Origin of the sequence: Gordonia jacobaea (genome assembly GCF_001186365.1) — a bacterium.
Lineage (GTDB): Bacteria > Actinomycetota > Actinomycetes > Mycobacteriales > Mycobacteriaceae > Gordonia > Gordonia jacobaea.
The window spans coordinates 114,735-127,057 of sequence record NZ_LDTZ01000021.1 but is presented as its reverse complement, the minus strand read 5'-3'; the positions used below and the strand labels follow the sequence as shown (position 1 = coordinate 127,057).

Sequence of the window (12,323 nt, the reverse complement as noted above, 5' to 3'; positions counted from 1 at the left end):
CGCCGAATGGCATTCTTTCGCAAGTGCTTTCGAGGTGCCACTCCCGGTCACACCCACTCTCGGTCACGCCACAGCGGTGAAGCGTGAGGAACGGCGTTCCAGGCGGTGTTGAAGCCCACGCCAGCGCGGCGGCAGCTGTGGCCGGAACGTCGCGGTCGAGTAGTACACGTGTTTCGCGAGTTCCACGACGACCAGATAGCCGATCACCATCACGAGCAGGAACACGTAGAACGACACTGGCAACGCCTCGAAGCCAAGTGGCCTGGCCAACGGAGTGAACGGCAGCACCACCCCGATCACCAGCACTATTCCGACCGCCGCGATCAACAGCGCCGACGGGCGGCTGCGGAAGAAAGGGATACGACGAGTGCGGATCGCGAACACGATCAGTATCTGAGTCGCCAGCGATTCCACGAACCATGCCGTGTGGAACTCGGTGGCCTGAGCATGGAAGATCTTGATCAGCGCGGCAAAGGTCAGAAAGTCGAACAGCGAACTGATCGGACCGAAGAACACCATGAACCGCCGGATCGCAGCGATATCCCAGTGCGACGGCGACCGCAGGGCTTCGGCGTCGACCCGGTCGCTTGGGATCGCAAGCTGGCTCGAGTCGTAGAGCAGATTGTTCAGCAGGATCTGGCTGGGCATCATCGGCAGGAACGGCAGGACCGCGGAGGCACCGGCCGCGCTGAACATGTTGCCGAAGTTGCTCGATGCGCTCATTTGCACGTACTTGATCGTGTTGGCGAAGGTGCGTCGTCCCTCGGCAACGCCCCGCGCGAGCACACCGAGGTCCTTCTCCAGCAGAACCACATCAGCGGAATCCTTCGCGACGTCGGTGGCGCTGTCGACCGAGATGCCGACGTCGGCGCGGTGCAGGGCCAGGGCGTCGTTGACCCCGTCGCCGAGGAAGGCGACGGACTGCCCGTGCGTCTGCAGCGCGCTGACGATCCGTGCCTTCTGCTCCGGTGTGACCCGAGCGAACACTGTGCGCTCCCGGGCCGCTCGGGTGAACTCCTCGTCGTCGAGACGGTCGAGTTCGGCCCCGGTGATGCTGCCACCCGACGTCATACCGAGGTCGGCGACGACTTTGTCGGCCACCACCACGTTGTCACCGGTGGCCACTTTGACCGTGATGTGCAGGTTGTCGAGATCGCGAAGTGATTGTGCCGCCGACTTTTTCGGCTGGTCCAGGAACACGAGGAAACCGACCAGGGTCAGCTCGCGTTCGTCGTCGTCGCCGATCGTGGTCTGAGTGGCGGGCATCTCCCGAGTGGCCAGCGCCACCACTCGCGAGCCCTGCGCGAACAGCCGGTCGAGCGTCTCCTCGGCCTCCGGTCCGGTTCCAGTGCAGCGCTCGAGGATTCGCTCCGGTGCGCCCTTGACGGCCAGAGTGTGTCGGCCATCGGGTCCCGCCGAGATCGCCGACGCCATCTGCCTGACGTGATCGAACGGCCGTGTGGCGATTCGGTGATAAGCGGTCACCCGGTCCGCGACCGGCCCGGCGCCGCGCCATAGCGCCGTATCGAGTTCGTTGCCGCTCGACGACTGCGTGTCGGCGGCGTCGGTGGCCAGCAGACCGGTGAGCAGTACGTCGTCGTCGGGTCGGCCGTCGGGGGCCAGCGCGCCGATCAGCGATATCTGCCCCTCGGTGAGGGTGCCTGTCTTGTCGGTCAGCAGGATGTCGATGTCGCCGAGGTCCTCGATCGCCACCAGACGTTTGACCAGCACCTTTGCCGCGGCAAGTCGTCGGGAGCCGGCGGCAAGGGCGGTGGTGACGACGGCGGGCAGCAGTTGCGGGGTGATTCCGACCGCGATCGCGAGGGCGAAGAGCAACGACTCGACGAGCGGCCGGCCAAGGATGAGGTTCGCAGCGATGATGAACACCGTCAGGACGATCGCCACCTGCAGCAGCAGCACCGAGAACCGGGACAGGCCCTTCTGGAACGCGGTCTGCGGCGGATCGCCCCCGAGACCTGCTGCGACGGCACCGAATTCCGCGTGTGCTCCGGTCGCGACGACGATCCCGGTAGCGGTACCCGACTGCACCACCGTCCCCATGTATGCGCAATTGGTGCGGTCGGCCAATGGCGTATCGGCGGGCAGTGGGTCGATCTGTTTGGCGGCGGCAGTGGACTCGCCGGTGAGCACGCCCTCGTTGCAATCCAGATCGGTGACCTCGGTCAGCCGGATGTCGGCGGGCACGAGTTGCCCGAGCACCAGACGGACGACGTCACCGACCACGAGTCCGGTGACGTCGATCGTCTGCGCGGTGCCGTCACGGATCACGGTTGTGCTGTGGTGCACCCGGTCGTGCAGCGCTTCGGTGGCCTTCGCGGCCCGGTATTCGTTGACGAATCCACCGAGAACGCTCGCCGCGAGGATGATGCCGATCACCACCGCGTCGTTGCGGTCGCCGAGCGCAAAGGCGAGGATGGCCGTCGCGATCAGTAGCACCATCAGGGCGCTGCGGAACTGGTTGACCAGGATGTGCAGCGGCCGGACATGCACGGTGTGCAGCGCGTTCGGACCGTCTCTCATGAGTCGGGCCGCAGCCTCCGCCGAGGTCAGGCCACCCGGACCGGTCTCCAGCGCGCTCGTGACATCGCTGGTTGTCGCCGCCCAGGCGTGCGCGACGATGTCCGACGATGCTCCGCTGCGGGGGCTGTCGGTCGACAGACCACTCATGCCGCTGATTCTGCTATTTCCTCGCCGCCTCCGATACCGGGGACAGCTAATCGAGGTCCAAGGTCGCAGTGGTTGCGAACATGCCGCAGATCGCACTTTGCCCGCCGACCGGCACGATGCTCACCCAGCCAGCCACGCCCCATGCAGGCCCGCCGGTACGCGCTGCGGCAGGTCGATCGTCGCGATCGCACCGGACGCCGGATCGTCGGCCGAAAGCAGATAGAACCGCGAGCTCATGTCTGCGGGGTCGGTGCCGATCGCGCCCCAGAAATCGCCCTCGGCGCCGGGGATGAAGATCGGCTCGCCGATGGCAACGCCGGGGGTCCAGCAGGTTTCGGTATCCGCGACCAGGTCGTGGAACCACAGACTGTCCTGATCGCCAACGTCACCGGGCCCCTTGGCCACGGTGGCGACACGGCGATGATCACGGGTCAGCAGTCGGTCGTCGACACGTGGGAACTCCATGTTGGTGTCTCTTCTGCTGAGGGCGGTTCGCGAAAGGCGGCCATCCGGGGACACCACGGCCCGATTCAAGGTCGACGACGACGGGTTCGGCTCCGTCGCGAAACCGCCGGGATAGCTCCACTCCACGTAGTCGACGGTCACCGAGCCGTCGGGGTTGTCGAAGGCGTTGGCGAAGTGCCACACCCAGAACGGGTCGGTCGTGATCCAACGCACCGCACCACCGTCGCGGGGAATCAGCGCAATGCGAGTGCCATCATCCGGACGCCACGACAGCAACGAGCCACCGGTCATCGCCGCTTCCAGGTCAAAGATCAAGGGGCACAGGAACAATACGATGTAAGTGCTCGTGAGAGCCATGTCATGAATCATCACCGCGTCGGTGAGACCGTCGACGGGCGTCGGCTCCACCTTCGTGGTGCCATCGGCGTTGATCACCGACCACGTGAGGTATGGAACCTCAAGCGTGTAGTTGAACAACACGAGCTCGCCGGTCGACGGGTCCAGCTTCGGATGAGCGGTGCTACCCACCCGCATCGCGCCGGAACAGTCGGTGCGCCCCAGTGTCGCAAGGTCTTTGGCGTTGAGCAGATACGGCTGATCGGCCTCGGCCATCGCCATCAGCTTGCCGGCATGCGAGACGATGTTGATGTCCGGGAGCTCGCGGACGGTCCCGGCAAGCTTGTCTCCCACTTCCTCCGCCGGTGGCGTGTACCCGTCGGTGATACCCGACCAGATCGCTTGTCCGGCAGCCTCTTCCGCTACCACCATGGGTGTGCGGACGAAGCGATTCATGTACGACGCCCGCCCGTTCTCGATGCTGACGCGGTGCACCATGGCATCGCCGTCGAGGGGGTACACGTAGGACCCGATCGGATCGAACCGCGGGTTGGGTCCATTGCGCAGGTAGCTGCCGGTCAGCGATTCGGGCAGTTCGCCTGTCACCGGCAGGTCGGCGACGTCGACCTCGGTTCGCTGCGGCGCAAAGATCCCGGCGAGATGATTGTGGTGGGTGAGTTCCACAGGCGTTGGTCGGGTCGGTGTGGCGGTCATGGTGTCCACTCTCTGTCGAGCCACCTACAGGATAAGTCGCGAGTCCACTCGCCGAGCGTCATACGCGACTTCTCCCGCCACTGTCTGGCGGTGCCGATTCACACAATGACGTTCACTGCCATCACCGATAATGGCCAGCGCGGCTAATGTGTCACCACACACGGTCACCACACACGTCCCTGTGCGAGGTTTCGGTGACCCGCCACGAGTACGCAAGACATTTGGAAGGTTTCGGCGATGGCAGCAACACGGGCGTTCCTTCCGCCGACTCGGGGCGAAGTCGGACTCATCAGTGCCGTGCTGATGACCGTCGTCGGCGGGTACGTCGACGCCTTCCTCTATCTGCGACACCAGGTGTTCGGATTCGCACAGACCGGCAACGTCGTGTTCTTGGCGGTCGGGTTGGTCAAGGGTGACGAATGGGCGAAGTTCGCCTGGCCGTTGCTGGCCTACCTTGCGGGTCTCGTTGCCGCCCAAGTGCTTCGCACACTGGTCCCGACGCTCCCGGCGCGCGCGCTCGGCTCGGTGCTCGTCTTCCAACTCGTCGTCTTCACCGTGCTGGCATGTCTGCCGTCGAGCGCTCCTGCCGCACTGTTCGTGATCCCCTTGTCGTTCGTGGGCGGGGTACGGCTCGAACTGTTCCGCACCGCGGGCGGAATCTCGTTCGTCAGTATCGCGACAACGGGCAACCTGATGCGGTTCGTCGCCGCGGCAGCAGACCTCGTACGCGGGAGGTCGTCGGCGCAGGTCCGCGCCGCTGTCGCCACCGCCATCGTGGTGCTCGCTTTTCTGGTTGGCGCACTGTGCGGCGCAGGCGTTGCGCAGACGATCGGCCCGGCGCTGTGGGGAGCGGTGCTTCTCGAGGCAATCGGCCTCGCCGTCTTCATTGCACAGGTGCGCACCCGGCCAGCCGCCTGACCCTGGAGCACCCCTAGCTGCAGCCCCGCATCATCGATCACGTAGACAACTCACCACGTCATCATCGGGGACCTGACCGAAATCGCGGTACGAAAACCCAACGGCACTAAAGGGTTCGGGAACGTCGACTGCCACCACCCGGTCGATGTCGGGATCGTCTGCGAATCTGCGCAGGGCATCGCGCGGAGCGGTCGGCACGGCGATCATGATCCCAGCAGCGCCCGCCGCACGAACGGCACGCGCCGCCACTGCCATCGTGGCACCCGTCGCGATCCCGTCATCGACCAGGACGACGAACCTTCCGGCAAACGAATACGGTTGCCGCTCTTGGCGATATTTCGTTTCTCGCTCGATACGCAGCGCGTCTTCGCGCATCACGATCTCATGCAATTGCCGATCCGACACCCCTAGTCGCCGCGGCACGTCGTCGGCCACGAACACCTGCCCCGCCGCGATAGCACCCATCGCGTACTCCGGCTGACCGGGAGCGCCGAGCTTGCGCACAACCAGCACGTCGAGCGGAGCGTCGAAAGCCTCTGCGACCTCACGAGCGACAGGCACACCACCTCGTGCGAGGCCGACGATCAGCGGAAGCGGTTGTTCTGCAGACGAACCCGGCAAGAGACCTCCGGTGGCCCTGATGCGCTCGGCCAATAGTTGCCCGGCATCGGCTCGATCTGCGAACAGGTACGACATAACCGGTACCCCGGACTCACGAGGAAGTGGCGAGAGTGATCGCCCGGCCAACCGTGACGGAGAAGCTCGGTACGTCCTTCAGATCGACGGTCGCCTCGTACGTCCGGTCGTAGCCCGTCGCGCAGATGCGCCAGCCGTCGTCGGTTCGGCGGTAAGTATCCGCGTAGAACGCCGCTCCGATCATCATGAAAGAGAACTCCGGCACGATGACGCGATCCTGTAGATACCACCGACCGGTAGCGGAATCGCCGGCGACGACGATCTCGGGATGATCGACGCGATGCTCGGTGATGACACCCGGTCCGACGGAGCTGCGCATGTACCCGACGAGTTCATCTCTGTCACCGAAGGATAGCTTCTCGCCGTAGTCGCCGGTGACGTCCTCGGTAAGCGTCGCGGCGAATGCATCCCAATCCTTGGTGTCGAGTGCCCGCAGGTAGCGGTACTTGAGCGCCTTCACTTGCTCGAGATCGTCCATGCCCAACGTCTACTCCGCGCGACCGGTCGGCGGGGGCGTTTGGGCACAACCGCTCGCGTCAGGCCTATCGCACAAACCGGACATAAGTTAGCTTTGCCTAATGAGATTCAAGTTCGGCCATCTCGCGGTGGTGCTCGCAGCAGTGTCACTGGTAGTCGGAGCCTGTTCGAGCGCCGATTCCGATTCCGATTCGTCATCGTCGTCGTCCGGGCCGGTGACGATCACACACCAGTACGGCACCACCGAGATCCCCAGCACGCCCAAGCGCCCTGTCACGTTGAACTGGACCTGGGCAGACTCTCTGATCAAACTCGACGTTCCGATCACCGCAGAGTTCGTTCTGGAGGGCTACTCGGGCGAGAACAACCGGTTCGAGTGGACGCCTGCGCATTCATCGACCGTCGTGCCCTACACCGCGACCCCCGATATCGCGACCCTCGCGAAGTACAAGCCGGACGTCATCCTGGCCGGCTTCCTTCCCGACAAGGCGTCGTGGGAACGCCTGCAGCAGATCGCCCCCACCATCCCCGTGCTCGAGCAGGGCACCCAGGTGGATAGCTGGGAGGACGTGACCACCACGGCAGGCGAGATCTTTGACAAGCGCACGCAAGCCGCCGATGCTGTCGCAGAGGTCAATGATCAACTGGCGCAGGTCAAGTCGACGTATCCGAAGGCCCAGGGCAAGACATTCTCGTTCGCACAGTTCACTCAGGAGAATCAGCTCGGCGTGATCACCTCCGACAGTGATGCGGCGTCGAAGCTGATGGGTCAGATGGGTCTGGTACTCGACCCGACGGTGAAGTCGTTGTCCCCCAACGGTGATCGCACTCTCGTGTCCCCTGAGCGGATCGACGTGCTCCGCTCGGACCTGCTGATTCTCTGGCCACTGGCGGGAGGACCCGAGGTCTTCGAGAAGGTTCCGGGCTTCACGTCGCTACCCGCAGTACAGCGCGGCAGCACTGTGTACCTGGACAACAACAACGCGGCAGCCTTCAGCAGCCCGTCGATCTACTCCGTGCCGTGGGCGATCAAGAAGGTCGAACCCGCTCTGGCCAAGATTCAGTGACATGCAAATTCAGTGACCTGTAAGCCAGCGACTCTGCCGCACAGACGATTCGCGTGAGCCGGTCCGTCGGCGCCGCCCGATGCGGCGCCGACGGGGATCAGGTCAGGAGAATCGGATCACCCAGCTACTTCTTCTTGGTTCCGGGAAGCACGCCCGCGTCGATCACGGCCTTCACGAACGGCCGGGAACGCTCGAGCAGTTCGTCGACATCCTCACTCGCCCAAGCCGAACCGGTGATGGCGTCTGTCTCGGCTTCGATCGCGCGGTAGAGATCGAGACCGGCCGGGGTCAACTCGTGCCCATCGTCGTCGATCCTGGTGGCAAGCCCTCGCTCTACCAGCCTGGCGACCGAAGCCTCCCACGCCTCGTCCGACCATCCGCGGGTCAACTGAGCGAGTCGTCGGCCCAGTGCTCGACGTCGAATTGTCGGGTCGGGCAGTCCTGCCTCGTGGAAGGTTGCCGCGTCGATTCCGTCGAGACCGTTCTGGACGAGGACCGCAATGTGGTTGTCTCCCCGCCACTCTCGCAGTACGGACAGCGCGTGCCAGAGCTCGAGGTGCGGAGAATCCGGCGGTGTCAGAGCCGCCCATGCCGAGGCCAGCGGCCTACCTCCCATCGGGAGACAAGATGCGATCTCTTGGTAACGCTCTGCGAGAGAAGCAAGTTCAGGTTCGACGACCCGCTCGCCCAGAATCTCGCGGAACTGGGCGTCGAGCATCTGCTCTCGACGCGCGGCAACCTTGTCGAGACCGACCTTGCGCGCGGACTCCCACGCGTTGGTGATGAGTTCGGGCGCGAAGTTGTAGAACGACGAGACGACGACCGGGGCTGCGCAATCGCCGAGTGGAGCCCCTCGCGCTCCTACGTAGAAGGCGTGCGGGTCGAGGCTCAGATCACCCTGTGCCTCAGCGAGTCCCGGGTTGAAGTAGGCGAGGACGTGGAAAGGTTCGAGTGTTTCGTACGCCAGCCTGGCGCGGGCGGCTGCGGTGTCGTCGACTGTGACCATGTGCTCCACCCTCGCGGTCGGGAAGGCGTCGAGTCAAGAATGAAGTCGACGTGGCCGACCCGGGCAGTACTCAACAAGCAAAGAGATTCTCCTTGACATGTCCGATTTGACGGGTACGTTGGAAATAGAACGTCAGTTCGACACCGGAGGCGGGGGCGGGCATGGGGACCGAGAGTTCAGACATCCACGAGGGGCACCTGGCCGGAGAGACTGCTGCGCCGAATCCTGTTGCGCTGTATGAGCAATTGCACGCATTGCTCGATCAGATCGACGACGTCGACACCAGCGGCGCAACGGAGGCCGAGGTGGCGGCCATGGCGATCGAACACGAGCGTGCGGCGCGCAGGATGATCTCGATCGGCAACAGTCGAATCATGGATGTGTCCAATCGTGCGGCGTATCGCGCTGTCGGCACACACTCGTTGTCGGACTTCATGATGGGCGCGTTGCGCCTGCACGACGCAACCAAGCGCAGGCGGCAGATCCTGGCACTCAACGAGACCTTCACGATCACCGGCGACACGATGCCCGCGCTCTACCCGCTGCTCGCCGACGCACTGCGCAGCGGCACGCTCGGTGCCGATCACCTCACCGCAGCACTCACCGTGCTGAACAAGATTCCGGAGGGCATCGATGCGGAGCAACTGACCCGCGCCGAAGCCGAAGTCGCCGAGTTCGCACAGAAGCTAGCGCCACGCCAGATTCTCGCCGCAGGCAACCGTTTACTCGCCTACCTCGACCCGGACGGCACGATCACCGACGACAATGACCGCAAGCGTCAGCGCCGACTCACCGTCGACAATCAGGACACACAGTCGATGTCACGAATCCTCGGCACCCTCGATCCCACGACCCGCGCGATGCTCGATACAGCACTCGCAGCATGGGCAGCACCCGGAATGAACAATCCCGACGACGAGGCCTCGCCCACCGGCAGCAACGAGTTCGCCGATGTGGACGCGCTCAAGGAGGCAGCGGCCCGCGACACTCGCACCCAGTCGCAACGCAACCACGACGCGCTCTCCGCGATTCTCAGGGCCGTCCTCGACGGCGGGCTGCTCGGCGCCAGCCATCGCGGACTTCCGCCACACCTCGTCGTACGCATCTCCGACACTCAGCTCCGCGAGTACGCGGGCTTCGGACAGACCACCACCGGCGCCGACATCCCGATGCCCGACCTGATCCGTTTGGCCGCACAATCGGTCATGCACCTGGCGGTGTTCTCCGAGCACACCGGTGCACCCCTCTACTTCGGCACGGCCAACCGCCTCGCGAACGAGTCACAGCGGTTCATGCTGTTCGCGAACTACGGTGGATGCTCCATGCCCGACTGCCCCCGCCCCTTCAGCCACTGCGAAATCCACCACGCCGAACAGGATTGGGCAAAGGGCGGACGCACCGACATCGACGAGCTCGCACCAGCCTGCGGACCCCACAACCGCGCGGTCGGCGACGGTCCCGGGCAGTTCACCACCGAAAAGATCCCCGACGGCACCGACCGCGGGAGATACGGTTGGCGCTCCAACCCGGACCCGGCATTCCCCGGGAAGCCTACTGCGCTGCGCACCAACAACATTCACGATCTCGACGCGATCATCGACGACAAACTCGAGCGGTGGCGAGCCGAGCTGACGCCGCCAGCCGCGGTAGCAGAATCAGCAACTCCACCGCCTGCAAATCCGCGACCCATCGACGACTACACCTACCCCGAGGACGTCGCCGACGAGATCGTGCGCATGCTGCACGACGGCACCCTGATCACCGTCGGCGAACTCGAACCCGCCTGACGGCGGCGCCGATTGCGGCGCGGTTAAATCGCAGCGCTCCTGTTGCGGATTTCGAGCGAATCCCGCACATTTGTCGACAGTTGATCGTATGGTCAACTCGCACACGACAGATGACCAGGGGGATTCGTTGCGTCGAATGACTTTCGAGGACCGGCGGCAGGCGCTGGTCGATGCCGCCGTTCGCGTCATCGCACGAGATGGGCTGGCCGCCGCGACGACCAGGGCGATCGTCGGCGAGGCAGGGATGCCTCAGGGCGCGCTCTTCTACATCTTCTCGTCCCGCGATGCGCTGATCACCGAGGTCATCACGCACATCACCGAGCAGGAGCGCCTCACCGCGGTCTTGTCTGCCGACATGGTGGCCGACGACGCGAGCCTCCACGAGGTACTCAGCGAGGCCATGCTCGGCTACCTGCGCATGCTCGAGGAAGATCCCGCGCGTGAGCTCGCGCTCCTCGAAGTGGCGACGCACGCAATCCGCCACGACCGCGCGGCCGTGAACAAGCAGTGGCAGACCTACCGCAGCGCCGTCGCCGACGCACTGAGTTATCTGGCCGAACGCATGTCGATCACGTGGGAGCTACCGCTGACGCAGGTCGCTCACCTGGTGACGTCTGCGATAGACGGTCTCACGCTGTCGTGGTTGACCGACCGGGACACCGAGGCTGCGCGTCGAAACATCGACGTACTCGCGACCGCAATCGTCACACTCGCCGCTCCGACGGCGGACCCGACATCATCACCGACCCCGGCACCGGCAACAACACCGACGTCGCCGGAAACCGACGCACGGTGACCCTCGACCACGACGCCCACCACAGTCCGACGACGCCGTGGCAACGCGTTTCGTCGAAGTGGATCGGCCTCTTCGGACTCTCCTGGCTCGGCATCTGGCTCGCGCAACTCGCACCGTTCCAGCTCACCCTTCCCAACCAGATCAACGACTGGCTGGATATCGGCACCAATGTCGACGAAAGCAATTGGAAGCAAAGCGTTCTCACGTTCGGCGTGGTATCGGGAATCTCTGCGGCCTTCGCGCTCGTGGCATTTCCCCTCACCGGTTCGCTGTCGGATCGCACGACGAGCCGATACGGACGGCGTCGACCATGGATCGTCGGCGGTACGGCGCTGTTCGCGGCGGGACTCATCGCACTTGGCTTCTCCGACAACATCATTGCGATCACCATCGGGTGGTGCGCGACGCTGACAGGCTTCAGCGCCGTGTCGGCGGCGCTAACCGCTTTGATCAGCGATCAGGTTCCGGTCTTCCAACGCGGTGTCGTGTCGAGTTGGGTGTCGGCCCCGCAAGCGATCGGTGTGATCATCGGTATCGCACTGGTGTCTGCGTTCGGACTCGGATTTCTCCCGTCGTACGCACTCTTCGCGGTCTTGCTGATCGCCTGTGTCGCACCGTTCGTGCTGTACCTGAACGATCCGCCCAACCCGCGACACGACAAGGGTCGGATCAGTATCCGGGCCGTCGTATCCGAATTGTGGATCTCGCCGCGTGAGCATCCCGATTTCGGATGGACACTACTCGGCCGCGTGTTGGTGAATCTTGGTAACGCCCTTGGCACTTCGCTGCTCTTCTTCTTCCTGAAGTTCGGTATCCACTCCACCGACGCCGACAGTGACATCTTGCTAGTGACAGCGGTCTACATGGTGTTCGTCGTCATCAGCGCACTGGTGTCGGGCAAGCTGAGCGACGTCGTCGGGAGACGAAAGCCATTCGTCCTCGCCGCAGGTGTCTCGCAGGGCGCGGCGGCGGTCTGCATCGCTGTGGTCGCCAACCTCCCCATGACGATGGTCGCGGCAGCGCTGCTCGGCGCCGGCTTCGGCGCCTTCCTCGGTGTCGACCAGGCACTGGCAACACAGGTCCTCCCCGACGCCGAGCACAACGGTCAGGACCTGGGAATCATGAACATCGCGATGGCCGTCCCGCAGGCACTCGGACCTCTGGTCGGCGCCGCGATCGTCGAAGCAACCGGCGGTTTCACCGGATTGTTCGTCGCCTCAGCGATTTTCGGAATCCTCGGCGGCGTGTCGGTTCTACTGGTGCGCAGCGTGCGTTGAGCCAACGAGACCTGGCGTCATACCCGGTCACCCGAAACATACTTCACTGACCCACAACGCATCCCATTCATCCATGCATTCGAACGTCCACATTTC

The 12,323-nt window shown here is 64.3% G+C and carries 10 protein-coding genes; 5 read left to right on the top strand and 5 right to left on the bottom strand.

Annotated elements, in window-relative coordinates:
• Positions 1-63: 63 nt before the first annotated feature.
• Positions 64-2,688 carry a magnesium-translocating P-type ATPase gene (gene mgtA / locus ABW18_RS18260; RefSeq protein ID WP_083444448.1) on the bottom strand — a complete coding sequence of 875 codons (2,625 nt, stop codon included), beginning with the start codon at positions 2,686-2,688 and terminating at the stop codon, positions 64-66.
• A 120-nt stretch (positions 2,689-2,808) separates the two neighbouring features.
• Positions 2,809-4,203, bottom strand: a complete 1,395-nt coding sequence (locus ABW18_RS18255) for a carotenoid oxygenase family protein (protein ID WP_049700481.1) — start codon at positions 4,201-4,203, stop codon at positions 2,809-2,811.
• Between the two features lie 237 nt (positions 4,204-4,440).
• On the opposite strand from ABW18_RS18255, the gene ABW18_RS18250 reads away from it, so the two are divergent.
• Complete coding sequence (locus ABW18_RS18250) at positions 4,441-5,121, top strand: YoaK family protein (RefSeq protein ID WP_049700409.1); 681 nt, start codon at positions 4,441-4,443, stop codon at positions 5,119-5,121.
• A gap of 30 nt (positions 5,122-5,151) precedes the next feature.
• Here the strand turns inward: ABW18_RS18250 and ABW18_RS18245 are convergent, their stop codons facing one another.
• Positions 5,152-5,817, bottom strand: coding sequence for a phosphoribosyltransferase (locus ABW18_RS18245; RefSeq protein ID WP_049700408.1), 666 nt, complete (start codon positions 5,815-5,817; stop codon positions 5,152-5,154).
• Between the two features lie 16 nt (positions 5,818-5,833).
• Entirely contained in the window at positions 5,834-6,295 is a 462-nt protein-coding gene (locus tag ABW18_RS18240) for a nuclear transport factor 2 family protein (RefSeq protein WP_049700407.1), read from the bottom strand.
• Between the two features lie 100 nt (positions 6,296-6,395).
• Between ABW18_RS18240 and ABW18_RS18235 the strand changes: the two genes are divergently transcribed.
• Positions 6,396-7,361, top strand: a complete 966-nt coding sequence (locus tag ABW18_RS18235; RefSeq protein WP_049700406.1) for an ABC transporter substrate-binding protein — start codon at positions 6,396-6,398, stop codon at positions 7,359-7,361.
• A gap of 124 nt (positions 7,362-7,485) precedes the next feature.
• Here ABW18_RS18235 and ABW18_RS18230 read toward each other — a convergent pair whose 3' ends face one another.
• Complete coding sequence (locus tag ABW18_RS18230) at positions 7,486-8,367, bottom strand: SCO6745 family protein (protein ID WP_049700405.1); 882 nt, start codon at positions 8,365-8,367, stop codon at positions 7,486-7,488.
• Between the two features lie 161 nt (positions 8,368-8,528).
• Here ABW18_RS18230 and ABW18_RS18225 point away from each other — a divergent pair, with 161 nt between their 5' ends.
• The 3 genes from ABW18_RS18225 (at position 8,529) to ABW18_RS18215 (ending at position 12,227) form a co-directional block, all read left to right on the top strand.
• Positions 8,529-10,154 carry a DUF222 domain-containing protein gene (locus ABW18_RS18225; protein WP_049700404.1) on the top strand — a complete coding sequence of 542 codons (1,626 nt, stop codon included), beginning with the start codon at positions 8,529-8,531 and terminating at the stop codon, positions 10,152-10,154.
• Between the two features lie 136 nt (positions 10,155-10,290).
• A complete protein-coding gene (locus ABW18_RS18220) occupies positions 10,291-10,950 on the top strand; it encodes a TetR/AcrR family transcriptional regulator (protein WP_064866132.1) in 660 nt (219 codons plus the stop codon).
• Positions 10,947-12,227: an MFS transporter gene (locus tag ABW18_RS18215; protein WP_049700403.1), complete on the top strand. Its 1,281-nt coding sequence runs from the start codon at positions 10,947-10,949 to the stop codon at positions 12,225-12,227. The genes ABW18_RS18220 and ABW18_RS18215 overlap by 4 nt, the downstream gene beginning before the upstream one ends.
• Positions 12,228-12,323: the final 96 nt, after the last annotated feature.